General features: G+C 73.3%; 24 protein-coding genes and 1 riboswitch. Of the genes, 18 read left to right on the top strand and 6 right to left on the bottom strand.

Annotation, left to right across the window (positions count from 1 at the left end):
- Window positions 1-24 precede the first annotated feature (24 nt).
- Entirely contained in the window at window positions 25-843 is an 819-nt protein-coding gene (locus BMW85_RS43200; protein ID WP_091093252.1) for an SAM-dependent methyltransferase, read from the top strand.
- A gap of 78 nt (window positions 844-921) precedes the next feature.
- Here the strand turns inward: BMW85_RS43200 and BMW85_RS52215 are convergent, their stop codons facing one another.
- Window positions 922-1,053: a hypothetical protein gene (locus BMW85_RS52215; RefSeq protein ID WP_281249691.1), complete on the bottom strand. Its 132-nt coding sequence runs from the start codon at window positions 1,051-1,053 to the stop codon at window positions 922-924.
- A gap of 27 nt (window positions 1,054-1,080) precedes the next feature.
- Between BMW85_RS52215 and BMW85_RS51705 the strand changes: the two genes are divergently transcribed.
- The 3 genes from BMW85_RS51705 to BMW85_RS43185 are packed head-to-tail and all read left to right on the top strand — an operon-like array spanning window position 1,081 to window position 2,042.
- Window positions 1,081-1,218: a DUF418 domain-containing protein gene (locus BMW85_RS51705; RefSeq protein ID WP_245775416.1), complete on the top strand. Its 138-nt coding sequence runs from the start codon at window positions 1,081-1,083 to the stop codon at window positions 1,216-1,218.
- Window positions 1,212-1,319, top strand: coding sequence for a DUF418 domain-containing protein (locus BMW85_RS51700; RefSeq protein ID WP_245775415.1), 108 nt, complete (start codon window positions 1,212-1,214; stop codon window positions 1,317-1,319). The genes BMW85_RS51705 and BMW85_RS51700 overlap by 7 nt, the downstream gene beginning before the upstream one ends.
- 42 nt (window positions 1,320-1,361) lie before the next feature.
- The gene (locus tag BMW85_RS43185; RefSeq protein WP_143082605.1) at window positions 1,362-2,042 is read left to right on the top strand and encodes a hypothetical protein; all 681 of its coding nucleotides are present in this window, start codon (window positions 1,362-1,364) and stop codon (window positions 2,040-2,042) included.
- Window positions 2,043-2,109: 67 nt separating this feature from the next.
- On the opposite strand, the gene BMW85_RS43180 is transcribed toward BMW85_RS43185, so the two are convergent.
- Window positions 2,110-3,456 carry a cation:dicarboxylate symporter family transporter gene (locus BMW85_RS43180; protein WP_091093248.1) on the bottom strand — a complete coding sequence of 449 codons (1,347 nt, stop codon included), beginning with the start codon at window positions 3,454-3,456 and terminating at the stop codon, window positions 2,110-2,112.
- A gap of 126 nt (window positions 3,457-3,582) precedes the next feature.
- Between BMW85_RS43180 and BMW85_RS43175 the strand changes: the two genes are divergently transcribed.
- The 5 genes from BMW85_RS43175 (at window position 3,583) to BMW85_RS43155 (ending at window position 10,145) form a co-directional block, all read left to right on the top strand.
- Window positions 3,583-5,088: a sensor histidine kinase gene (locus BMW85_RS43175; RefSeq protein ID WP_091093246.1), complete on the top strand. Its 1,506-nt coding sequence runs from the start codon at window positions 3,583-3,585 to the stop codon at window positions 5,086-5,088.
- Entirely contained in the window at window positions 5,085-5,762 is a 678-nt protein-coding gene (locus tag BMW85_RS43170; protein WP_091093244.1) for a response regulator, read from the top strand. Before BMW85_RS43175 ends, BMW85_RS43170 begins: the two co-directional genes overlap by 4 nt.
- Window positions 5,763-5,834: 72 nt before the next feature.
- A complete protein-coding gene (locus BMW85_RS43165; protein ID WP_091093243.1) occupies window positions 5,835-7,880 on the top strand; it encodes an N-acetylneuraminate synthase family protein in 2,046 nt (681 codons plus the stop codon).
- Window positions 7,881-7,914: 34 nt separating this feature from the next.
- Window positions 7,915-8,886 (top strand): glycosyltransferase family 2 protein, encoded by a 972-nt coding sequence (locus tag BMW85_RS43160; RefSeq protein WP_091093241.1) that lies wholly within the window; start codon window positions 7,915-7,917, stop codon window positions 8,884-8,886.
- A complete protein-coding gene (locus BMW85_RS43155; protein ID WP_091093240.1) occupies window positions 8,883-10,145 on the top strand; it encodes a polysialyltransferase family glycosyltransferase in 1,263 nt (420 codons plus the stop codon). The genes BMW85_RS43160 and BMW85_RS43155 overlap by 4 nt, the downstream gene beginning before the upstream one ends.
- Before the next feature lie 53 nt (window positions 10,146-10,198).
- On the opposite strand, the gene BMW85_RS43150 is transcribed toward BMW85_RS43155, so the two are convergent.
- Together BMW85_RS43150 and BMW85_RS43145 are read right to left on the bottom strand one after the other, a co-directional pair.
- Complete coding sequence (locus BMW85_RS43150; protein ID WP_245775427.1) at window positions 10,199-11,365, bottom strand: DUF6716 putative glycosyltransferase; 1,167 nt, start codon at window positions 11,363-11,365, stop codon at window positions 10,199-10,201.
- 2 nt (window positions 11,366-11,367) lie between these two features.
- Window positions 11,368-12,312 carry a hypothetical protein gene (locus tag BMW85_RS43145; protein WP_091093237.1) on the bottom strand — a complete coding sequence of 315 codons (945 nt, stop codon included), beginning with the start codon at window positions 12,310-12,312 and terminating at the stop codon, window positions 11,368-11,370.
- Window positions 12,313-12,427: 115 nt separating this feature from the next.
- Between BMW85_RS43145 and BMW85_RS43140 the strand changes: the two genes are divergently transcribed.
- From BMW85_RS43140 to BMW85_RS43130, 3 genes are all read left to right on the top strand, one after another.
- Complete coding sequence (locus tag BMW85_RS43140; protein ID WP_091093235.1) at window positions 12,428-13,249, top strand: aldo/keto reductase; 822 nt, start codon at window positions 12,428-12,430, stop codon at window positions 13,247-13,249.
- Between the two features lie 20 nt (window positions 13,250-13,269).
- Window positions 13,270-14,223, top strand: a complete 954-nt coding sequence (locus BMW85_RS43135; protein ID WP_218156192.1) for a Gfo/Idh/MocA family protein — start codon at window positions 13,270-13,272, stop codon at window positions 14,221-14,223.
- A 122-nt stretch (window positions 14,224-14,345) separates the two neighbouring features.
- Window positions 14,346-14,481: riboswitch (cyclic di-AMP (ydaO/yuaA leader) on the top strand.
- A 12-nt stretch (window positions 14,482-14,493) separates the two neighbouring features.
- Window positions 14,494-15,198, top strand: a complete 705-nt coding sequence (locus BMW85_RS43130) for a C40 family peptidase (RefSeq protein WP_091093234.1) — start codon at window positions 14,494-14,496, stop codon at window positions 15,196-15,198.
- Window positions 15,199-15,299: 101 nt separating this feature from the next.
- On the opposite strand, the gene BMW85_RS43125 is transcribed toward BMW85_RS43130, so the two are convergent.
- Entirely contained in the window at window positions 15,300-15,881 is a 582-nt protein-coding gene (locus BMW85_RS43125; RefSeq protein ID WP_245775414.1) for a PadR family transcriptional regulator, read from the bottom strand.
- A gap of 107 nt (window positions 15,882-15,988) precedes the next feature.
- On the opposite strand from BMW85_RS43125, the gene BMW85_RS43120 reads away from it, so the two are divergent.
- The 6 genes from BMW85_RS43120 to BMW85_RS43095 all read left to right on the top strand — a co-directional run bounded on the left by BMW85_RS43120 (window position 15,989) and on the right by BMW85_RS43095 (window position 21,111).
- A complete protein-coding gene (locus BMW85_RS43120; RefSeq protein ID WP_245775413.1) occupies window positions 15,989-16,687 on the top strand; it encodes a class II aldolase/adducin family protein in 699 nt (232 codons plus the stop codon).
- Window positions 16,684-17,595, top strand: coding sequence for a VOC family protein (locus BMW85_RS43115; RefSeq protein ID WP_091093230.1), 912 nt, complete (start codon window positions 16,684-16,686; stop codon window positions 17,593-17,595). Before BMW85_RS43120 ends, BMW85_RS43115 begins: the two co-directional genes overlap by 4 nt.
- Before the next feature lies 1 nt (window position 17,596).
- The gene (locus BMW85_RS43110; RefSeq protein ID WP_091093229.1) at window positions 17,597-17,803 is read left to right on the top strand and encodes a tautomerase family protein; all 207 of its coding nucleotides are present in this window, start codon (window positions 17,597-17,599) and stop codon (window positions 17,801-17,803) included.
- 1 nt (window position 17,804) lies between these two features.
- Entirely contained in the window at window positions 17,805-19,235 is a 1,431-nt protein-coding gene (locus BMW85_RS43105; protein ID WP_091093227.1) for an aldehyde dehydrogenase, read from the top strand.
- A 109-nt stretch (window positions 19,236-19,344) separates the two neighbouring features.
- Window positions 19,345-19,776: a YciI family protein gene (locus tag BMW85_RS43100; RefSeq protein ID WP_245775426.1), complete on the top strand. Its 432-nt coding sequence runs from the start codon at window positions 19,345-19,347 to the stop codon at window positions 19,774-19,776.
- 60 nt (window positions 19,777-19,836) lie between these two features.
- Window positions 19,837-21,111 (top strand): RNA polymerase sigma factor, encoded by a 1,275-nt coding sequence (locus tag BMW85_RS43095; protein WP_091093223.1) that lies wholly within the window; start codon window positions 19,837-19,839, stop codon window positions 21,109-21,111.
- Between the two features lie 47 nt (window positions 21,112-21,158).
- Here BMW85_RS43095 and BMW85_RS43090 read toward each other — a convergent pair whose 3' ends face one another.
- Complete coding sequence (locus BMW85_RS43090) at window positions 21,159-22,454, bottom strand: UDP-glucose dehydrogenase family protein (protein ID WP_091093222.1); 1,296 nt, start codon at window positions 22,452-22,454, stop codon at window positions 21,159-21,161.
- Between the last annotated feature and the right edge of the window lie 244 nt (window positions 22,455-22,698).

Raw genomic sequence — 22,698 nt, 5'->3', positions numbered from 1 at the left:
GTTCCGATAGTGGATCATTGGTTCATGACGGAGCAGGCGCCGCAGGGCGTAGACCCCCACATCCCCAACGCGGCCCGCATGTACGACTACTTCCTGGGCGGCAAGGACAACTTCAAGGCCGACCGCGACCTCGGTGACATGGTGCTCGGCGTCATGCCCGAAGTCCGCGAGGGCACCAGGGAGAACCGCGCGTTCATCGGCCGCATGGTCCGCTACCTGTGCGAGCAGGGCATCACGCAGTTCCTCGACCTGGGCTCGGGCCTGCCGACGCAGGAGAACGTGCACGAGGTCGCCCACCGGATCGTCCCCGAGGCCCGCGTGGTCTACGTCGACAACGACCCCGTGGTGGCCACGCACGGCCGGGCGCTGCTGGCCGACCCCAACCGGGTGGCCATGGTGCTGGGCGACGCGCGCCGGCCGGAGGAGATCCTGTCCGACCCCGAGGTGCGCGGCCTGCTCGACTTCTCCCGGCCCGTGGCCGTGCTCATGATGTTCATCCTGCACTTCGTGCCGGACGAGGAGGACCCGCAGGGCTTCGTGGCCGCCTACCGGGAGGCGCTGGCGCCGGGCAGCTACCTCGCCATCTCCCACATGGGCAACGACGTGGCGACCGAGCGGGCGGACCGCATCGCCGGGTTCTACCGGCAGTCGGGGATGCCGTTCACGCCGCGTCCCGGCAAGGACATCGAGGCCTTCTTCGGCGACTTCGAGCTGATCCCGCCGGGTCTCGCCAACGGGCTCGGCCCGGCCGTGTGGCCGTTCGCCGACCCCGCCCATCCGACGATCGTGGACGAGGAGACGGCCCGCATGGGCTACGCGGGCATCGCCCGCAAGCTGCGCTGAGAGCGCCCTCCTCCATGAGCGCCCGACCGGCTCGCGGCTGACCGGCCGGGAGCCGGTCCGAGGCGAAGGACTGGGCACTCAGGCCCGCGGGCCGAACCCGACGGCCGGCAGGATGGCCTGGTCGACGATGGCCTCAAGCGTCTCGTCCGTGGGCGGGGCGCCCTTGTCGATCAGGTGCTTGGTCACCAGCGCCTCGCCGATGTCGGCCACGACCGGTGTGATCAGCTCGGTGCTGAAGTGGCGCCGGTCGGCGGTCAGTGGTCGCTGACCTGCTACCTGCTGCAGTCGGTGATCTTCGTGGCGGTGTTCGCGCCGTACTTCGGGGTCTCAGCACCCGGGTCGGCGACGCCGCCGCGTCCGGCGTCGCGGTGCTGACCTGGCTCGCCACGGTGGTCCTCGCCGCCCTCCTGTCGGCGGGCGGCCGGAGGGGTCCGGCGGAGGCGCTGCTCCGGCGGCTCACTTATGGCCGCCGCTGACGCGCTGTTCCCAGGGCCTCCTCCTTCTCGTAGGTTTTCGTCATGCCATTCGCGACGTTTCGACGTTCCTGGGCCGCATACGCCGGCGCGGCGGTCGTCCTGGTGGCGGCAGGGGCCGTGTTCGCCGTGCACGCGCAGACGAACGAGACCGTCCCTGCGGCCGCCGGCAGTTCCGAGCACGACGGCCGCACGGCCGGGGACATCACCCCTTCGCCGGCCAAGCCGTCAGGAGATCCCTGCGAAGCCGCCGAGGGCGAACACGAAGCGTGCGCGAACGGGAAGCCGCGGCGACACGAGCGGAAGGACTTCATGGCGGACTGCGTCGCCGCCGACGCCGTCGGGCTCTGGCCGAACACGTGCGCCAAGGCGGCGGAGCCGGTGGCGGAGAAGTTCTCGGCCTGCCGATCCGCGCGGAAGTCGCTGCTACGGTGCGAGAACGCCGCCGTGTACGAAGCGTGCGTCTATCGCGGTGGCGGAGCGCTCTGCGGGGACGCCGAGCCGGTCTATCAGGCGTGCCGCACGCGTGGTGCCACGGACATCGCGCGGAGGTTCTGCATCGAGGGCACCATCGAATACCAGAACTGCCGGCATGCCTTCGGGGTCACGGTGAGCGGCGACGTCTGCGTGCCGGCCACGGCCGCCTACGAGACCTGCCGGGCGCGTTCGTCGATCCGTGCCTGCCAGGGCGTGCGGGACGAATACGCGCGCACGCATTACCGCTGACCGCGCCCGGGGCAACGCGCCGGCGGGCCCGGGCCACGTGGCCCGGGCCCGCCAAGTGGGCCGCCGGTCAGGCGGGGGCCATCTCCCGCTCCCCGGGTTCGGGGCGGTCCCGGGTGGTCCCGCCCTCGTTCTCGTCCTCGTCGATGAGGGTGGACTCGTCGAACGGGGCCCGCCCGGACAGCACCTCGTCGGCGCGCTCCCGGTCGAAGTCGCCGGTCCAGGTGCCGACGAGGACCGTCGCCACGGCGTTGCCCGCGAAGTTGGTCAGCGCCCGTGCCTCGGACATGAAGCGGTCGATGCCGACGATGAGGCCGACGCCGTCCACCAGCTCGGGCCGGTGCGCCTGCAGGCCGCCGGCCAGGGTGGCGAGCCCCGCGCCCGTCACGCCCGCTGCGCCCTTGGAGGCGATCATCATGAACAGCAGCAGCGCCACCTGCTCACCGAGCTCCAGCGGCGAGCCGGTCGCGGTGGCGATGAACAGCGTGGCCATGGTGAGGTAGATGGCGGTGCCGTCGAGGTTGAAGGAGTAGCCGGTCGGCACGGTGATGCCCGCGACGGTCCGGCTGACGCCGAGGTGCTCCATCTTGGCGATGAGCCGCGGCAGCGCGGTCTCCGAGGAGGACGTCGAGAGGATCAGCAGGAACTCGCGGCCGAGGTAGCGCAGCAGCGACCACAGGTTGATCCGGGCGACCAGCCACAGCAACGGGCCGAGCACCACGCCGACGAAGAGCACGCAGGTGGTGTAGAAGGCGATCATGATGATCGCGAGGCTCTTGAGCGCCTCGATGCCGGTGGCGCCCACGACGGCCGCGATCGCGCCGAACGCGCCCACGGGCGCGACCCACATGACCATGGCGAGGATGCGGAAGACGAGCCGCTGCAGGTGCTCCACGCCGCGTAGGATCGGCTTGCCCCGCTCCCGCATGGCCTGGAGCGCGAAGCCGGTCAGCAGCGCCACCAGCAGCGCCTGCAGCACCGACCCCGAGGTCAGTGACGACAGCAGCGTGTCGGGGATGATGCCGAGCAAGAAGTCGACGGTGCCGCTCTCGGCGCCCTTGGCCGCCTCCGCCTCGGCCGCCTGCCGGGCGGTGTCGGTGAGCCGCAGCCCCTCGCCCGGGTGGATGACGTTGCCCACGACCAGGCCGATGAGCAGGGCCACCGTGGACATCACCAGGAAGTAGCCGAGCGCGAGGCCGCCGACCTTTCCGACCTTGGCGGCCTGGCTCACCGAGCCGACGCCGAGCACGATCGTGCAGAAGATGATCGGCCCGATCAGCATCTTGATGAGGGCGACGAACCCGGTGCCGAGGGGTTTCAGCGCCTGACCGGCCTCCGGCCAGACGAAGCCGACCAGGATCCCGAGCAGGACCGCCCCGATGACGGCCAGGTAGAGATAGCGTGTGCGATCGCGCATGGGGGGTTGTCTCCAGCCACTGCGGACGGACGTTCCAGTGGTGCGACTATGCGCGGCCTACGTGACCCAGGTCACCATTAAGTAAGTTACGTTCACGACTAAAAGCCGGAAAAAGGTGTTTTCACCATGCGTCGCTGGAGCCTCGCCGGCCAGATGCTGGTCCTGCAACTGCTCGTCGTCGCGGTCACCGCGACGGGCTGCGCCGTGCTCGCCCTGGTGCAGGCGCACCGGCTGCTCACCGACGACGCCGGGCACCGGGCCACGGCCGTGGCGGTCAGCGTGGCCGCCGCCCCCGAGGTCGCCGACGCCCTGGACGACCCCGATCCGAGCGCGCGGCTGCAGCCGTTCGCCGAGCGGGTGCGGCTGAGCACGGGCGTCGACTTCATCACCATCATGCGGCCGGACGGCACCCGCCTCAGCCATCCCCACCGCTCCGAGATCGGCAGGCGCTTCCTCGGCAACACCGGCCCGGCGCTGCGCGGTGAGACGTTCACCGAGACCTACACCGGCACGCTCGGCCCCTCCGAGCGGGCCGTCACCCCCGTCCTGTCGGGCGGCCGGGTGGTGGCCCTGGTCAGCGCCGGGATCACGGTGGACAGGATCAGCGCCATGCTGCGCGGCCAGTTCGGCTGGGGCGGCTTCATCGTGGCGCTCGCGCTCGGGCTGGGCGTGGCAGGCACCTGGCTGGTGACCGCCCGGCTGCGCCGCCAGACGCACGGACTCGGCCCTGTGGAGCTGGGCCGCATCCACGAGCACCACGACGCGGTCCTGCACGCCGTCCGCGAGGGCCTGCTGCTGGTCGGCGGCGACGGCAGGCTCACGCTGTGCAACGACGCCGCCCGACTGCTGCTCGGCCTGCCCGCCGGCGCCGAGGGCCGGCACGTGGACGAGCTGGGCCTGGCCGAGCTGACGGCCGCCGGCGAGGAGCGGGTCCACCTGGTCGGCGAGCGCGTCCTCGCGGTCAACAGCGCCGCGAGCCGGCTCGGCCGGGTGGTGACCGTACGCGACACGACCGAGCTGCAGGCGCTGACCGGCCAGCTCGACGCCGAGCGCGGCTTCGCCGAGTCGCTGCGCTCGGCCGCGCACGAGGCCGCCAACCGGCTGCACACCGTGATCACGCTGGTCGAGCTGGGCCGTACCGAGGAGGCCGTCGCGCTCGGCACCGCCGAGCTGCGCGCGGCGCAGGAGCTGACCGACCGCGTCATGGGCGCGGTCCGCGAGCCGGTGCTCGCGGCGCTGCTGCTCGGCAAGAGCGCCGAGGCCGCCGAGCGCGGCGTCGAGCTGGTGATCACGAACGAGTGCGGTGAGGACGAGCCGCTGGACGACTGGGGCCTGGACCCGCGCGCGCTGGTCACCATCGCCGGCAACCTCATCGACAACGCCATCGACGCTGGCAGCCGCGTCGAGGTGCGGCTCAGCTCCGACGGCGGCCGGGCCGTCATCCAGGTCTCCGACGACGGCCCCGGGCTCACCGGCCCGGCCGCCTTCGCCAGGGGCTGGACCACCAAGGGCGACGGCCGCGGCCTCGGCCTGGCCCTGGTCGGGCAGGCGGTGCGGCGGCTCGGCGGGGAGATCGAGGTGCGCGGGTCCGCGTTCACCGTCCGGCTGCCGATCCCGGAGCGGGTCCGATGACCCGCGCCGCGATCTCCGTCCTGGTCGTCGAGGACGAGGAGATCACCGCCGAGGCCAACCGCGTCTACGTCGAGCGGGTGCCCGGCTTCACGGTGGCCGGGGTGGCCCGCTCCGGCGGCGAGGCGCTGCGCTTCCTGCGCCGCCGCCCGGTGGACCTCGTCCTGCTCGACCTGTACCTGCCCGACCTGCACGGGCTGGAGGTGGTGCGGGCCATCCGGGCGGGCGGCCTGATGTGCGACGTCATCGCCGTCACCTCGGCCCGCGACCTCGCGATGGTGCGCTCGGCGGTGTCGCTGGGCGTCTCGCAGTACCTGCTCAAGCCGTTCACGTACGCCACGCTGCTGGAGAAGCTCACCCGCTACGCCCGGTTCAAGGACGAGGCCGGGGTCGCGGCCGGCCAGGGCGACGTGGACCGCGTGCTCGGCACCCTGCGCGGCAGCTCCGGCCTCCCCAAGGGGCTGTCCAGGGACACCCTGGACGCGGTCGCGGCCGAGCTGCGCGAGCGGCCGGACGGCCTGGCCGCGCAGGCGGTCGCCGACGCCAGCGGCGTGTCCCGCGTGACCGCCCGCCGCTACCTGGAACACCTGGTGGAGCTGGGTACGGCGGTCCGCATGCCGCAGTACGGCGGAGTGGGGCGGCCAGAGTTGCTCTACCGGATCCCCATGGAGCGTTAATGACCGTGACGCCGGGCGTTCAACCCGGACCTCTAGCTTCTGGTTGCCATCAGAAGCTTTGAGGAGAAACCGTTGCGAGTCTTGGCCGTAGTTCCCGCCCGCGGAGGTTCGGCGGGCGTCCCCCTGAAGAACCTCGCCCTGGTCGGGGGCGTGCCGCTGGTGACCCGGGCCGTCCGGGCCTGCCTGGCCGCCGAGCTCGTGGACCAGGTCGTGGTCAGCACCGACCACGACGGCATCGCCGCGACCGCCCGTGAGGCGGGCGCGCTGATCGTGGAGCGGCCCGCCGAGCTCAGCGGCGCGACCGCCTCCAGCGAGTCGGCCGTGCTGCACGCGCTCGACGCGCTCGGCGCGGACCCCGAGGTCGTCGTGCTCGTCCAGTGCACGAGCGCGTTCATCGACCCGGAGGACCTGTCGGCCGCCGTGCGGAAGGTCCTCGACGGCGAGGCCGACTCGGTGGTCTCCGGCCTGCCGACGCACGAGTTCCTCTGGACCGCCGCGGGCGCGGGCGTCAACCACGACCCCGCCGTCCGGCCGCGCCGGCAGGACCGCGAGCCCCAGTTCCGCGAGAACGGCGCGTTCTACGTCATGCGCGCCTCCGGCTTCCGCGAGCACGGCCACCGCTTCTTCGGCCGCACCGCGGTCCAGCCGGTCCCCGCGCAGCACGCCATCGAGGTGGACGAGCCGGGCGACCTGGAGCTGGTCCGGGCGCTGGCGCCGTTCATCGACCGGCCGGAGCCGATCGACGTGGACGCCGTCATCACCGACTTCGACGGCGTGCACACCGACGACCGCGCCTACGTCGACTCCGACGGCCGCGAGATGGTGCTGGTCAGCCGCTCCGACGGGATGGGCGTGTCGCTGCTGCGCCGCTCCGGCGTCAAGGTGCTGATCATGTCCACCGAGCACAACCCGGTGGTCGCCGCCCGCGCCCGCAAGCTCGGCGTGCCCGTGCTGCAGGGCCTGGCCGACAAGCGCACCGTGCTGCGCGACTGGCTGCACATCGAGGGCCTGGACCCCGCCCGGGTGGCCTACGTCGGCAACGACGTCAACGACCTGGGCCCGATGGCCGAGGTCGGCTGGCCGGTCGCCACCCCCGACGCCCATCCGCGGGTGCGCGCCGCCGCCCGCGTCGTGCTCACCCGTAACGGCGGCTCGGGCGCGGTGCGCGAGCTGTGCGACCGCGTGGTGGCCGCCCGGCCCGAGCCCCCGGCCCAGCCTGCCGCCGCGGTCCGGGCCCGCCCCCGCTTCGGCCCCGTCGCGATCGGCGACACGCTGGTGGGCGACGGCGAGCCCGTCTACGTCATCGGCGAGATCGGCATCAACCACAACGGCGACCTCGACATCGCCCGCCGGCTCATCGACGTGGCCGCCGACGCCGGCTGCCAGGCGGTCAAGTTCCAGAAGCGCACCCCCGCGATCTGCGTGCCCGAGGAGCAGAAGGGGCAGATCCGGCAGACGCCGTGGGGCGAGATGACGTACCTGGAGTACAAGGAGCGCACCGAGTTCGGCCGCGACGAGTACGCCGCCATCGCCGAGCACTGCGCCGAGCGCGGCCTGCACTGGTTCGCCTCGCCGTGGGACGTGCCCTCCGTCGAGTTCCTGGAGGAGATGGACGTCCTGGTGCACAAGGTGGCCTCGGCCGGCGTGGCCGACCACCAGCTCCTGCGCGCCCTCGCCGCCACCGGCAAGCCGGTCATCCTGTCCACCGGCATGTCCACGCTGTCGGAGATCGACGCGGCGGTGGAGATCCTCGGCACCGAACGCCTGATCATGATGCACGCGACCTCGACGTACCCGCTGCCGCCTGAGGAGGCGAACCTGCGCACGATCACCACGCTGAAGGAGCGCTACGGCGTGCCGGTCGGCTACTCCGGCCACGAGCGCGGGCTGCAGATCTCGCTGGCGGCCGTGACGCTCGGCGCGGTGTGCGTGGAGCGGCACATCACGCTCGACCGCACCATGTGGGGCTCCGACCACGCGGCCTCGCTGGAGCCCGCCGGGCTGGAGCACCTCGTACGCGACATCCGGATCATCGAGCAGGCCATGGGCGACGGCGTCAAGCGCGTCTTCCCCGGCGAGGAGGCCCCCAAGGCCCGCCTGCGCCGGGTCACCGCCTGACCCCCTGACCCTCGTCCCTGGAGAGACCCCCCCGTTGATCACTCTCTCGGTCGTCGTGCCGATCCGCGACGGTGAGCGCTACATCTCCGACGCGCTCACCGCGCTGGGCCGCAACGCCCGGCACGACTTCGAGTTCATCGTCGTCGACGACGGCTCCGTGGACGCCACCGCGGACATCGTCGACGACTTCCGCGCCGAGCTGCCCGGCCTGGCCGTCATCCGCCACGACGTCCCGGCCGGGCTGGCCGACGCGCGCAACGCGGGCCTCGCCGCCGCCTCCGGCCGGTACGTGACGTACCTGGACGGCGACGACTGGCTCGCCCCCGGCTACCTGCCCCGGCTGGTCGAGGCCGCCGACGGGCTCGGCTGCGACTTCTTACGCGTCGACCACGTCCAGGTCGAGGGCCGCAAACGGGTCGTGCACCGCGCCCCCATGGCGCGGAGGGGCGCGGTGCACGACCCCCGCGAGGCGATCCTGCCCGCGGACGCGCGCACGATGGTGGACTACCCCTACGCCTGGGCCGGGATCTACCGGCGCTCGCTGGGCGACCTGCTGCGCTTCCCTGGCTCGCTGCACACGGCCGAGGACCGGCCGTGGATCTGGCGGCTGCACCGGGAGGCGGCCTCGTTCGCCGTGGTGTCGATGGCCGGGGTGTTCTACCGCCGCCAGGTCGCCGGCTCGCTCACCCAGATCGGCGACGAGCGGCAACTGCACTTCTTCGACGCCTTCGAGCTGGTGCTCAAGGACCTGGAGCCGGAGTTCCTGCCGAAGGCCGTACGGACCTTCTGCGCCCTGCTCGCCCACCACCTGGAGCTCGGCGAGCGGTTCGCGCCGCCGCTGCGCGCCCGCTTCGAGGAGCGGGGCGCGCTGATGGCCTCCTCGCTGCCGGGCGAACTGGTGGCCGAGGCCGTGACGCGGATGCCCGCCGAGCGGGCGGCGCTGCTGCGCGCCCTGCTGCCCGGCCTGCCCCCCGACCCGTACGCCAGGATCCGGAGCGCCCCATGAAGGTCTTCTACGCCTCGACCCTGTTCGGCGCCATGACGCTGGCCGCCGCGATCGACGACGGCCGCTTCGGCGACGGGCGGCGGCTGCTCGTCGTGTCGAACAACGCGGCCGTCCCCGAGGTGGCGACGCCGCTGGAGGAGACGCCCGGTTTCGCGGCGCTGCGCCGGCGCTTCGACGAGGTGCGCTCGTGGAACGAGCTGATCGCGCCGCTGCATCCGTCCGACTGGCGGGCGCGGGTGATCGAGGTGCCGATGACGGAGCGCCTGATCCGCTCCCACTGGGGCCTGGACGACGTCGAGGAGCTGGTGCTGGAGTCGATCGCGGTGCCGCCCGCCCGGACGATCGCCGGGCTGGTGCGCGACTGCCCGATCACCGTCTACGCCGACGGGCTCATGAGCTACGGCCCCACCCGCGACCCGCTCCCCTCCGAGATCCACCGCCGCGTCACCCGCCTGCTCCACCTGGACCTGGTGCCGGGGCTGACGCCGCTGCTGCTCAGCGAGTACGGCGTGCCGGCGGAGACGCTGCCCGGCGAGAGCTTCCTCGCCGCCGTGGCCGAGGTGGCCGAGGCGCCCGGGTCCGCCGCCCCCGCCGTGCCGCCCGGCGTGGCGGTCGTCCTCGGCCAGTACCTGTCGGCGCTGGAGTTGCTGAGCGCCGAGGAGGAGGCCGGGCTGCACGAGGGGATGCTCGCGGCGCTGGCCGCCCGCGGCCACGACCACGTGCTGTTCAAGCCGCACCCGGCGGCCGGCCGGCGGCACGCCCGGCTCCTGCGCGCCGCGGCCGGGCGGCTCGGGGTGCGGCTGACGGTGGCCGGGGAGAAGGTCCCCGCCGAGGTGTGCTTCGCGGCGCTGCGGCCCGAGCTGGTCGTGGGCTGCTTCTCGACCGGGCTGATGACCGCGCGGCGCTACTTCGGGCTGCCGGTCGCCTCGTACGGGACGGAGCTGGTGCTGGAGCGCCTGACCCCGTACGAGAACAGCAACCGCGTCCCGCTCACCGTCGTGGACGCGCTGCTGCCCCGGCTGACGGCGGACGGCGGCGTCGAGGAGCCGCCGCCGGTGGACCTGGCCGGGCTGGTGCGCGCGGTCGGCTACTGCATGCAGGCCGAGGCGTATCCCGGGCTGCGGCCTGAGCGGATCGACTTCGACGCCCGCTACTTCAAGCGCCGGCGTCTGGAGGTGCTGGACCTCCTGGACCGGCCGGCGCCGTCCAGGCCGTCGACGCTGGACCGGCTCCGGCGGCGCCTCCGGCCGCTCGGCTGAACACCCGGATCCCCCTCCGGCCGCTCGGCCGAGCGCCGCCCGCCTCCCGACGCTCAGCCGAGCGCGGTCAGGTAGCGGCGCATGCGCCGCCTCGCCTTGTATCCCGCCCGCAGCATCGACGGGTGCACCTCCACCCGCAGCCGGGCCCGCCGCCGCGCCGCCGCGTGCTCGGGGCCGTCCAGCAGGGACGTCGCCGGCCGGCCCGGCCCCGCGGACACCAGCCCGGCCAGCAGCGCGGCCCAGTCGTCCCGTTCGGCCGGATGGAAGTAGTTGGCCGCGCACCAGGCGGGCGAGGCCGCGCGGAAGCCGCCGGCGGCCAGGTCGTCGAGCGTGCCGAGCAGGCCGCTGCCCTCGAACACCACGTTGATCATCTCGGCGCTGACGCCGAAGTCGGTCAGCACCAGCGACGGCACGCCCAGCGCGATCGCCTCCAGCGCCGCCGTCGAACTGACGGTGACGAACCCGGCCGCCTGCGCGAGCTGCTCGTGCATCGGCCCGGCGGCGAAGCGCAGCCGCCCCGGCTCGCCCATCTCGCGCCAGAGCCGCTGGTAGTGGTGGCGTTCGCGGTGCGTCTGCCGTTCGTCCTCCAGGGCGCGCAGCTTGACCACGACGTCCAGGTCCGGCCGGCGCCGGGCCAGCTCGGCCAGGGCGTGCAGGATCCGCTCGCGCTGCTCGCGCCCGCGCGGCACCTTGGCCTGGGTGGCGAAGACCACCCGGTCGCCGCCCGCCGGGGCCGTGCCCGCGCGCAGGAACGGCAGCCGGGCCAGCCCGACCGCCCCTCCCCCGCCGAGCCGCCCGGCGATCTCGCCGAACTCGGCCACCTCACGCTCGCTGTGCACCACGAACAGGTCGCAGCCGCTGCGGTAGATCCACGCCTTCTCCGTCGCCGGCACCGAGATGCCCGGCAGCCCGCTGACGAACACCGGCCGGGGCCGCAGCCCGTCCAGCACGCCGGAGACGAGCACGTCCACCACCGGCCCCGTGCAGGCCACGAGGATCACGTCGGGCCGGGTGCGCTCGGCCAGCCGGCGCACCGACCGCGCCGACAGCACCGGCGGCGCCGGCCGGCCGCGCCCGCTCACCGCGGCGGCGATCTGCTCGGGCGAGGGCGCGATCGGCGTCCGGACCACCACCAGGTCCGCCGAAGAGCCCTCGGGCAGGTCGTCGAGCAGGCAGGCCGCCCACTTCAGGTACGAGTCGGAGTCGGCCACCGCCAACACGTTCAACCAGGCACTCCTGTCAGATGCGAGCGCAGGGCGGGCGCCGCCCTGCTGGTCCACCAGTCGTCAGGCACGTCCACGGGCTCGACGGCGACACCGCGCGGGCCGAGCAGGACCCGCAGCGAGGTGACGGCGGTCGAGGGCAGGCTGAGCACCCGCTGATCGGGGCGCAGGCCGCGCAGGGTCAGCTCGGCGGGCGCGCCGGCGTCGTGCACGGTGACGCCGGGCAGCTCCCCGATCAGCGCGACGTCCACCGGGTCCTCGCGGCGGTGCGGGTAGTAGGCGAGCGGCTCGCGGGCGGCCAGGTCGGTCAGCCAGCGCAGGTAGCGGCCACGGTGCACCAGGCCGTTGCGGACGAGCGAGGTGCCGAGCACGACCGTGCGCTCGGCGGGGCCGTACGGGCTCGGCGGCTGGGCGCGCAGCCAGGCGAAGTCGTGCCGGACCAGCTCGACTCCGGCGGCGCGGACGGACTCGGCGAGCTTGTCGTCCACGTCGAGCGCGGTGAAGACCGAGACCCGGCTGAGGCGCAGCCGCAGCGCGGCGGCCAGGCCGAGGGCGGCGCGCGGCACGGACGGCTCGGCGCGGGCGCGCAGCAGCGGGCGTGACGGCCCGGCCGCCAGCAGCTCCAGCAGGCGCAGCGTGGCGAGGCCGTCGTCCACGATGACGACCCGGCCGGGCCACGACGCCAGCCAGCGCACCTGCACCCTGCCGGAGAAGGCGTCGCCGACCGCGAGGACCCGGCGCGGCATGCGCTCGCGCGGCTCGCCCAGCACCAGCCCGCCGGGCGGCCCGAGTGAGCGCAGCTCCGCACGGGTGGCCTTCAGCGCGCGCAGCCCGGCGCGCGGCACGACCGTGGTCACGGGGCCGAGGAGTCCCGCGTGGTGGGCCTCGACGGCGCACAGCATCTGGAGCGGTGACTCCACCCAGGCCGACGCCTGTCCGACCACTCCCCGCCCCTCCCGGCCGATGGGCCTCCCAGCAGGGTGATGGCCCGTCAATGACCCCGTTAAGTTACCCCCGCCGCCTTAAGCCGCCAGGAACGCGGCGTGAACAATGGAGGCTATGAATTCGCTCATGCTCAACACCGACGGCGTGCAGATCCCGCAGCTCGGGTTCGGCGTCTGGCAGGTCCCCGACGAGGAGACCGAGCAGGCCGTGCGCACCGCGCTGGAGGCCGGCTACCGGCACATCGACACGGCCGCCGCCTACGGCAACGAGGAGGGCGTGGGCCGGGCCGTGCGCGCCGCCGGGCTGCCGCGCGAGAAGGTGTTCATCACCACCAAGCTGTGGAACGGCGACCACGGCCGCGCCGAGCAAGCCTTCGACGAGAGCCTGGCCCGGCTGGGCCTCGACTACGTGGACCTCTTCCTCATCCACTGGCCGGCGCCGCGGCAGGACAAGTACGTCCAGGCGTGGAAGGGCCTGGAGAAGATCTACCGGGACGGCCGCGCCAGGGCGATCGGGGTGTGCAACTTCACCGTGGGCACCCTCACCAGGCTGATGGAGGAGACGGGCATCACGCCGTCGATCAACCAGATCGAGCTCCATCCCTACCTGCAGCAGCGCGAGATGCGCGAGTTCCACGAGGCCAACGGCATCCTGACCGAGGCGTGGAGCCCGCTCGGCCAGGGCAAGGGCCTGCTGGACGATCCGGCGCTCGCGGTGCTGTCGGAGAAGTCCGGCAGGACGCCCGCCCAGCTCGTGCTCCGCTGGCATCTGCAGCTCGGCAACGTGGTGATCCCGAAGTCGGTCACCCCGGCGCGCATCAAGGAGAACATCGACGTGTTCTCCTTCATCCTCGACACCGAGGACATGGCCGCCATCGGAGCGCTCAACCGGGGCAAACGCCTCGGGCCCGACCCCGAGACGTTCAACGCCGCCTGAACCCTCTACGATCTCGCCTTGTGCGAGATTTTGCGTGGGGCATAGCGGCGACCGGCGGCATCGCTCAGACCGTGGGGGCGGCCATCGCCGCCGAGCCGGGCATGCGGGTGGCCGCCGTCGGCTCCCGTGACCTCGGGCGGGCGCGGGCGCTGGCCGCGACGCTCGGCGCGGAGTCGGCGTACGGCTCCTACGAGCACCTGTGCGCCGACCCGGCCGTGGACGCGATCTACGTCGCCACGCCCCACGCGCAGCACCTGCCGGTGGCCGCGGCGGCCATCGCGAACGGCAAGGCCGTGCTGTGCGAGAAGCCGCTCGCGGCGAGCATGGCGGACGCCGAGACGATGGTGCGGCTGGCGCGCGAGGCGGGCGTCTTCCTCATGGAGGCCATGTGGATGCGGTTCAACCCGCTGATCCGCATGATCGCGGGCGACGAGCGCTTCGGGGAGATCCGCTCGGTGCAGGCGTCCTTCGGCTTCGCCCATCCCTATGACGAGGCGCACCGGCTGTGGGCTCCCGAGCTGGGCGGCGGCGCGCTGCTCGACCTCGGCATCTATCCGTTCGGGCTGGCGCAGCTCCTGCTCGGCATGCCCGAGAGCCTGCGCGTCACCGGGTCGCTCGCGCCCAACGGCGTGGACGCCGAGGCGGCGGGGCTGCTGACGTACTCCGGGGGGCGGCACGCCGTGGTGGCGACGTCGTTGCTCGCGCACTACCCCAACTCCGCCCACGTGGTCGGCACGGGCATGCGGGCGGAGATTCCCGCGGCGTTCTGGGCGCCGGAGCGGATCGTGCTGTCGGCGCCCGGCATGGAGCCCGAGGAGCACCTGCTGGATCCGGCGGACAACGGCTACGCGGGCGAGGTGCGCGAGGTGCGTGCCGCGGTGGCCGAGGGCAGGACCGAGTCGGCGATCATGCCGCTTGACGAGTCCCTTGCCATGATGGGGCTGCTGGCCGACGCCCGGCAACAGCTGTCCTGACCAGGCTTTTATGGATTTGTAATCTCCTTGCCGTGTGTATTACCTTATGGTGCACCTCAGGGCATATGTCCGCTTTGTCGGGCTATGTCTGACCATCGCAAGTGAAAGCACATCACAGGATCGTCCTGTGACCGCTGAATCCGCCACGCGCGGAACCGGGGACCCACGTCCTTTGGGGTGAATCGGCACCACGTGCCGTAGGGCAGCTTCCACGCCCGAACCCGTCAGCTAACCCGGTAAGCGGCATGGAAGCAAGGAGTAACCCCCTCGATGGCCAAGCGCCCCTTCACCGCTGCCCGAAAGCTGAAGATCACCTACGCCGTCCTCGGCACCGCCGTGGCCGCCGCCGCACTCGGCCCGCAGGCCGCGCACGCCGAGACCGCCTCGGCCGCCACGCAGCACGGCAGCACCGTCAGCAGCAACACGAACAACCCGGGCGACCGCGCCGCCCAGCGCACCCGCGCCGAGGAGAACAAGATCCAGGTCACCGCCGACCAGGTGCTGTCCGTGGCCCGTTCCCAGCTGGGCGTCACCGAGAACTCCGCCGGCGGCGGCACCCCGTACCAGCGGTGGTACGCCGACTCGCAGCGGGCCGCGGAGACCATCGCCCGCGACGGCGGCACCCCCGCCGGCTACCTCAACGCCCCCTGGTGCGCGATGTTCGTCTCCTGGGTCGGCGAGAAGACCGGCGCCCGCCCGCAGATCGGCTGGGACGCCTGGACCGTCGCCCACGCCAAGTGGTTCAAGGACAACAGCCGCTTCGGCACCCTCGCCAAGCCCGGCTCCGTCGTCTTTTTCGCCTGGAACGGCAGCAAGAGCCTCGACTCCATCAACCACGTCGGGTTCGTCGTGAAGGACAACCAGAACGGCACCATCTCCACCATCGAGGGCAACACCGGCAACGGCAAGGTGGAGGAGCGCGTCCGGCCGAAGTGGCAGGTCGTCGGCTACGGCTACCCCGAGTACGCCGCCTGACCCCCCTCCGCCCGAACACCTCCTGACCTGACCGCACGTACGAGCGCGCGTCCCTGTCGCCCGGGGACGCGCGCTCGTCGCGTGTACGGCCCCCGCCCGCGTCAGGGGGCGGGCTCCTCCAGCAGCCGCAGGCTCTCGCGGGCCCACGCGGCGCGGGCCTCCGCGACGGCGATCTGGCCCGAGAAGACGTGCGCCTTCAGCGCGGCGATGCGGTCGTGCTCGGCCGCCGGGCGGTTCTTCAGCCGCTCCTTCAGCAGGGGCGTGTCCTTGGCCAGCAGCGCCTCCCGGTGCGCCCGCCACTCGGCGGCGAGCTGCTCCTGCTCGGCGATGAACGCCTTGAGCACCGGCGCCGCCCGGTCCGGCTCGATCATGTCGAAGAACAGCGCCTGCAGGAAGAACGCGTCCCGCGCCGGCGGCGGCGTGTGGGAGGTGCCGAGCCAGGCGCGCAGCTCCGCCAGGCCGCGTTCGGTGATGGAGTAGACGGTCCGGCTCAGCCTGGTGCCCCGGATCTCCTTCTGGCCCTCGATGAGCCCGGCCTGCTCCATCTGGCGCAGCGTGGGATAGATCTGGCTCTGCGGCGCCGACCACACCCAGCGCGGGGCGGCCTCGAAGAAGCGGGTGAGCTCGTACCCGTTCATGGGGCGCGCCTCCAGGACGCCGAGCAGCGCGTGCTGAAGCGACATGCACTCCAGCATAGGGAGAGCATGATCCGTTCCTCTAGAACAGGTATGGAGATACATGTATTGTCCTCCCTGTCTTCGAGAACGATCTCGCGAGGAGGGCGGGCCGCGTGCGCACGGCTGAAGCCGGACCATCACCGGCAGAACACTTACCGGGAGAACGGTTACGGACCGAGCTGGCCCTCGCCGGGCGGGCGCTGGCCGCGGCGGGACTGGTGACCGCGTTCGGCCACGTCTCCGCCCGGACCGGCGACGACCGGCTGCTGATGACCCCGCCGGTCCCCCTCGGCACCCTCACCGCCGCGTCCCCGTACGCCGAGCTCCCCCTCGACGCCACCGACCTGCCCGGCGGGGCGCCGCGCGAGGCGTGGATCCACGTCGAGATCGCCCGCGTCCGCCCCGGAATCGGCGCGATCTGCCGGGCGCAGCCACCCACCGCCACCGCCCTCGCCGCCGCCGGCGTGCCCATCCGGCCGCTGCACGGGCAGGGGGCCTTCCTCGGGCCCGAGGTGCCCGTGCTCGACGACGCCGTGCTCGTCCGCGACCGGGCCCGCGGCCGGGCGCTCGCCGAACGGCTCGGCGACTCCCCCGCCCTGGTCATGCGGGGCAACGGCGCGGTCACCGTCGGCGCGGACGTCGGCGAGGCCGTCGCCCTCATGTGGGTGCTGGAGGCCAGCGCCCGCATGAACGCCACCGCCGCCGCGGCCGGCACCCCCGTCCCCCTCACGCCCGCCGAACAGCAGGCGTGGCGGGCCGTCGCGCCCGAACTCCTTGCCCGCATCTGGTCCCACCTCCGGGAGTCGTCATGATCGAGTTGACGGACATCGCCTACGTCCGCTCCGGCGCCGCCGACCTGGACACCGCCGTGCGCTTCGCGGTCGACGTCGTCGGCATGGAGCTCACCGCCCAGGAGGACGGCGTCGCCTACCTCCGCGCCGACCAGCGCCACCACTGCCTCGCCCTGGTCGAGGGCGAGTCCGGCGTCATCAGCTCCGGCTTCACCGTCCGCGACGAGGACGCGCTGGCCGCCGCCGAGACCGAGCTGGAGAAGGCGGGCGTCGCCGTCGCGCGGGGCGGCGCCGAGGAGGCCCGCTCGCGCCGGGTCCGCGACTTCCTCGCCTTCGACGACCCCTTCGGCAACCGGATCGACCTCGTCATCGACCAGGTGACGCTCACCGCCCCCGTACGGCACGGCCGCGAGGCCGGCATCACCGAGTTCGGCCACCTGTGCCTGGACGCCCCCGACGTGCGCGAGGCGTACCGCTTCTGGAACGGCCTGTTCAACGCCCGTGTCTCCGACTGGATCGGCGACTGGGCCTGCCTCATGCGCATCGACCAGGTCCACCACAAGCTCGCCGTGTTCCAGGGCAGCCGGCCGGGCCTGTGCCACATCAACTTCCAGGTGGACTCGCTCGACGACGTCATGCGCAACTGGCACTTCCTGGAGGCGAACGGCGTCGAGATCGAGATGGGCCCCGGCCGCCACCCCCAGTCCACGGCCGTCTTCGTCTACTTCAAGGGCCCCGAGGGCATCACGTACGAGTACTCGTGGGGCGTACGCCTCATCACCGACGAGGACGCCTGGCGCCCCCGCTACTTCGACCCGGCCGAGCCGGGCTCGATCGACATGTGGCAGGGCCCCACGCGCCGCGTCCACACCCAGCCGCAGATCCGCCGTCCCCTGCCGGGGCGGCCCGCCACGGGAAGCGAGGGCTGACATGCCCCTGGTCGAGGTGTCCCTGTCGGAAGGACGCGACCCGGCCACGATCCGGGCGCTCATCCACGAGCTGCACGCCGCCGTGGAGCGGGCGGTCGGCTCGCCGGCCCAGAGCATCCGGGTGATCGTCAGGGAGGTGCCGCGTACGCACTGGGCGGCCGGCGACCAGACGCTCGCCGAACGCGACGAGATCAGCAAGGGCGGTTGACGTGGAGTTCTTCGGGCACGTGATCGACGGCGCCGAGGTCGCCTCGGCGGGCGGCGAGACCTTCGCCAGCGTCGACCCCTACACCCGCGAGCCGTGGGCCGAGGTCGCGCTCGGCGGCCCGGCCGAGGTGGACCTGGCCGTCGCGGCGGCGCGGCGCGCGTTCGACGAGGGGCCCTGGCCGCGCATGGGCCGCGCCGAGCGCGGGCGGCTGCTGCACCGCCTGGCGGACCTCATCCTGGCGAACGCCGACCGGCTCGGCCTGGCCGACACCCGCGACATGGGCAAGCCGATCACCCAGAGCCGCGGCAACGACGTGCCCCGCGCCGCCGACAACTTCCGCTTCTTCGCCGACCACGCCCGCCTCACCCCGGCCGAGGCCCTGCCGATGGACTCCGGCCACCACGCCTACACCCGCTACGAGCCGGTCGGCGTGGCCGCCGCCGTCGCGCCGTGGAACTTCCCGCTCATGCTGGAGACCTGGAAGATCGCGCCCGCGCTGGCCTGGGGCAACACGGTCGTGCTCAAGCCCGCCGAGGACACGCCCGCCTCCGCGACCATCCTCGCCCGGCTCGCCCTGGAGGCGGGCCTGCCGCCCGGCGTGCTCAACGTCGTGCACGGCTATGGCCCGGACTCGGCCGGCCAGGCGCTCACCGAGCATCCCGGCGTGGACCGCATCACGTTCACCGGCGAGTCGGCGACCGGCCGCGTCATCTCGGCCGCCGCCGCCCGCAACCTCGTCCCGGTCAGCCTGGAGCTCGGCGGCAAGGGCGGCAACGCCGTCTTCGCCGACGCCGACCTGGACAACGCGGTGAGCTGGTCGCTGCGCGCGATCTTCACCAACGCCGGGCAGGTCTGCCTGGCCGGCTCCCGCCTGTACGTCCAGCGCCCGGTGTTCGAGGAGTTCCTGGCCCGCTTCACCGCCGCCGCCGGGGCCATGCGGCTGGGCGACCCCAAGCTGGACAGCACCGAGATCGGGCCCCTGGCCTCCGAGACCCACTACCGCAAGGTGCGGGGCTACGTCGAGAGCGTCGCCGACGAGGGCGGCGCCGTGCACGCGGGCGGGCTCGGCGACGGCTGGTTCGTCCGGCCGACGATCGTCACCGGCCTGCCCGCCACCGCCCGCCACCAGCGGGAGGAGATCTTCGGCCCGGTGGTGACGGTCACGCCGTTCGACACCGAGGACGAGGTCGTGGCGCTCATGAACGGCACCCGCTACGGGCTCAACGCCATGCTGTTCACCGAGAGCCTGTCGCGGGCGCACCGCGTCTCGGCCCGGCTGCGGGCGGGCACGGTCTGGGTCAACTGCTTCTTCATCCGCGACCTGCGCGCGCCGTTCGGCGGGGCGGGCGACTCGGGCGTGGGGCGCGAGGGCGGCACGTTCAGCCGCGAGTTCTTCACCGAGCCGAAGGCCGTCGTCATGCAGATCGACTGAACACGACACGTGTACGACAATCGGTGGCCGCCTGTCGATCCGGCCCCCCGCCGTTCGACGCATCGGCGACGGACCGTACGCGTGAAAGAGGGAACCGACCGTGAAGTTCATGATCGTGGGCAAGGGCAACGCCGCGACCGAGGCCGGGGAGCTGCCTCCCCAGGAGCTCGTGGACGCCATGCACGCCTACAACGAGGCGCTGGCCAAGGCCGGGGTGCTGCTGGCCGCCGAGGGGCTGCTCCCCAGCTCCAAGGGGGCGCAGATCGCCTACAGCGGGGGGCGGGCGAGCGTGATCGACGGGCCGTTCGCCGAGTCCAAGGAGCTGATCGCCGGGTTCTGGCTGATCCAGGTGAAGTCGCGGGAGGAGGCGATCGAGTGGGCGCTGCGGGTGCCGGTGCCGCCCGGCCACGACGGCATCGGGCTCGACGTGTGGCGCGTCTTCGACGCCTCCGACGTGCCTGACGAGACGCTGCCGGAGGAGGAGCGCGAGCGCGAGCGGGCGTTGCGCGTACGCCTGCGCGGCGACGACCTGGACGCCTGACCCGGCCCGCCCGCCCCGTCGCGGCTTGCGGGTGCGGCGGGGCGCTGGTGGGATGGCCGGATGACGACGGACGCGGGCGCGCACCCCATCACCAGCGGCGATCCGCACCGCACCGTGGAGGCGGTGTGGCGGATCGAGGCCCCCCGGCTCATCGCCGGGCTCGCCGGGCTGGTCCGCGACGTCGGCCTGGCCGAGGAGCTGGCGCAGGACGCGCTGGTCGCCGCGCTGGAGCAGTGGCCCGGGTCAGGGGTGCCGGACAACCCGGGCGCCTGGCTCATGACGGTCGCCAAGCGCCGCGCGATCGACCTGATCCGCAGGAACGAGCGGCTGCGCCACAACCTCGCCGAGCTCGGCCACCGGCTGGAGACCGGAGCGGGCGAGGAGGAGCGCCCCGAGCCGGACGAGATCGAGGACGACCTGCTGCGGCTGGTGTTCACGGCCTGCCATCCGGCGCTGTCGATGGAGTCGCGGGTGGCGCTCACCCTGCGCGTGCTCGGCGGCCTGACCACCGACGAGATCGCCCGCGCGTTCCTGGTCCCGGAGCCGACGGTCGCGCAGCGCATCGTCCGCGCCAAACGCACTCTCGCCGGCAAGGGCGTCCCGTTCGAGGTGCCCGGGGGCGGCGAGCTGGCCGGGCGGCTGGCCGCCGTCCTGGAGGTCATCTACCTGATCTTCAACGAGGGCTACTCGGCCACGGCGGGCGACGACTGGCTGCGGCCCGCGCTGTGCGAGGACGCCCTGCGCCTCGGCCGCGTCCTGGCCGGGCTGATGCCGGGCGAGCCCGAGGTGCACGGCCTGGTGGCGCTCATGGAGCTGCACGCGTCGCGCTCGGCGGCCCGCGTGGGCCCGTCCGGCGAGCCGATCCTGCTGCTGGAGCAGGACCGCACCCGCTGGGACCGCCTGCTCATCGGCCGCGGCCTGGCCGCGCTGCGCCGGGCCGAGAGCCTGGCCGGCGGCGCGCCCGGCCCGTACGCGCTGCAGGCCGCCATCGCCGCCTGCCACGCCCGCGCCGTCGTCGCCGGCGACACCGACTGGGTACGCATCGCCGCGCTCTACGAGGAGCTGGCCAAGCTCCTGCGCTCCCCCGTGGTCGAGCTCAACCGGGCGGTGGCGCTGTCGATGGCGTACGGCCCGGAGGCGGGCCTCGGCCTGCTCGACCAGATCGCCGGCGAGCCCGCACTGAAGGGCTACCACCTGCTGCCGAGCGTCCGCGGCGACCTGCTGTTCAAGCTGGGCCGCCGTGAGGAGGCGCGGGCCGAGTTCGAGCGGGCGGCGGCGCTGACCCGCAACGGCCGCGAGCGCGCCCTGCTGGAGTCCCGCGCCGCCGCCTGCTGACCCGCGCGGCGCGGGCCTACGGCCGGCCGACCCCCATGTACTCGGGCCTACGGCCGGCCGACCCCCATGTAGGTGAACCCGAGCGCCCGCATCGCGGCCGGGTCGAGCAGGTTGCGCCCGTCGTAGAGGACCGGGCGCCGCATCGCCCCGGCGACCGCCGCCCAGTCGACCTCCTTGAGCTGCGGCCACTCGGTGACCACGATCGCGGCGTCGGCCCCGGCCATGGCCAGCTCCGGCGTCGGGTGGCGGGTCGTGGACGCCCACGGCTCGGCCGCGCCGGGCCGGGCCATCGGGTCCCAGCAGCGCACCTCGGCCCCCTCGGCGAGCAGCCGCGAGGCCAGCACGGTGCTGGGCGCCTCGCGCATGTCGTCGGTGCCCGGCTTGAACGTCAGCCCGAGCAGCGTCACCCGCGCCCCGGCCAGGGTGCCCAGCTCGTCGTTGAGCTGCTGGATGGCCCGCCGCTTCTGCAGGTTGTTGACGTCGATGACGGCCGACAGCAGTTGCAGGTGGTAGCCGGTGTTGCTGGCGAGCTGGCGCAGCGCCTCGGAGTCCTTGGGGAAGCAGGAGCCGCCCCAGCCGATGCCGGCCCGCAGGAAGTGAGGGCCGAGCCGATGGTCGAGGCCGACGGCGTGGGCGACCTCCGTGACGTCCGCGCCGGTCTTCTCGCAGAGCGTGGCGATCTCGTTGATGAAGCTGATCTTGGTGGCGAGCAGGGCGTTGGAGGCCAGCTTCACCATCTCGGCCGAGCGCACGTCCATCGTCACGACCGGCCCCTCCACCCCCCGGTGCAGGTCGGCGACGAGCCGCGCGACCGTCTCGTCCGAGGCGCCGACGACGACCCGGTCGGGGTGCAGGAAGTCGTGGACGGCCGTGCCCTCGGCGGTGAACTCGGGGTTGGAGGCGTAGCCGACGTGCCCGAGGCCGCTCTCGTCGAGGACGGCGCGGACGCGCGAGCCGGTGCCGACCGGCACGGTCGACTTCACCACGACCGCTTTCAGGTCCTGCGCGCCCGCGAGCGAGCGCACCACCGACCACACGCGCGACAGGTCCGCGTCACCGGAGGCGGAGGGCGGGGTGTCCACGCACACGTACGCGACCTCGGCGCCGTCCAGCGCCTCCTCGAGGTCCAGGGTGAACGACAGCCGCTCCTTGTTGCGCGCGATCAGGTCGCCGAGCCCCGGCTCGTAGATCGGCACGTCGCCGACCCGGAGCAGCCTGACCTTCTCGGGATCGATGTCCCTGACCACCACCCGGTGCCCGAGCTCGGCGAAGCAGGCGCCGGTCACCAGCCCGATGTACCCGGCACCGAAGACCGCCACCCGACGTTCCGGCTTGTCACCCATGACCGACCATCCGTTCGCGACTCCATCAGCACGACATCCCGCGCGCGCGGGATTGTTCACCTTAACGGCCTCCCAGGGTCGTCACGGATCCGAGGGGGGCCAAGGGCCCGCGGGACGGGCCCACGAGGCTCCTCCCCCGGTGCGCGGCACGCCGCACAGTGAGGCTCGGCCGGGATGTGCGCCGCGCCCATGGGGTCCGGGAAGGGCTTTCTACAGTTTCCAGCACGTCGGAGGAGGCCGACGC

Origin of the sequence: Nonomuraea wenchangensis (genome assembly GCF_900111685.1) — a bacterium.
GTDB classification, from domain to species: domain Bacteria; phylum Actinomycetota; class Actinomycetes; order Streptosporangiales; family Streptosporangiaceae; genus Nonomuraea; species Nonomuraea wenchangensis.
This window is presented reverse-complemented; position numbering and strand designations above follow the sequence as displayed.

What these genes read in the sequence shown, in the direction of transcription:
- BMW85_RS43200 (WP_091093252.1), top strand. Translation starts at nt 25, where the DNA reads ATGACGGAGCAGGCGCCGCAGGGCGTAGACCCCCACATCCCCAACGCG.
- BMW85_RS43090 (WP_091093222.1), bottom strand. Translation starts at nt 22,454, where the DNA reads ATGGGTGACAAGCCGGAACGTCGGGTGGCGGTCTTCGGTGCCGGGTAC.
- BMW85_RS43180 (WP_091093248.1), bottom strand. Translation starts at nt 3,456, where the DNA reads ATGCGCGATCGCACACGCTATCTCTACCTGGCCGTCATCGGGGCGGTC.
- BMW85_RS43100 (WP_245775426.1), top strand. Translation starts at nt 19,345, where the DNA reads ATGATCGTGGGCAAGGGCAACGCCGCGACCGAGGCCGGGGAGCTGCCT.
- BMW85_RS43155 (WP_091093240.1), top strand. Translation starts at nt 8,883, where the DNA reads ATGAAGGTCTTCTACGCCTCGACCCTGTTCGGCGCCATGACGCTGGCC.
- BMW85_RS43170 (WP_091093244.1), top strand. Translation starts at nt 5,085, where the DNA reads ATGACCCGCGCCGCGATCTCCGTCCTGGTCGTCGAGGACGAGGAGATC.
- BMW85_RS43185 (WP_143082605.1), top strand. Translation starts at nt 1,362, where the DNA reads ATGCCATTCGCGACGTTTCGACGTTCCTGGGCCGCATACGCCGGCGCG.
- BMW85_RS43175 (WP_091093246.1), top strand. Translation starts at nt 3,583, where the DNA reads ATGCGTCGCTGGAGCCTCGCCGGCCAGATGCTGGTCCTGCAACTGCTC.
- BMW85_RS43125 (WP_245775414.1), bottom strand. Translation starts at nt 15,881, where the DNA reads ATGTCGCTTCAGCACGCGCTGCTCGGCGTCCTGGAGGCGCGCCCCATG.
- BMW85_RS43140 (WP_091093235.1), top strand. Translation starts at nt 12,428, where the DNA reads ATGAATTCGCTCATGCTCAACACCGACGGCGTGCAGATCCCGCAGCTC.
- BMW85_RS43095 (WP_091093223.1), top strand. Translation starts at nt 19,837, where the DNA reads ATGACGACGGACGCGGGCGCGCACCCCATCACCAGCGGCGATCCGCAC.
- BMW85_RS43130 (WP_091093234.1), top strand. Translation starts at nt 14,494, where the DNA reads ATGGCCAAGCGCCCCTTCACCGCTGCCCGAAAGCTGAAGATCACCTAC.
- BMW85_RS43110 (WP_091093229.1), top strand. Translation starts at nt 17,597, where the DNA reads ATGCCCCTGGTCGAGGTGTCCCTGTCGGAAGGACGCGACCCGGCCACG.
- BMW85_RS43115 (WP_091093230.1), top strand. Translation starts at nt 16,684, where the DNA reads ATGATCGAGTTGACGGACATCGCCTACGTCCGCTCCGGCGCCGCCGAC.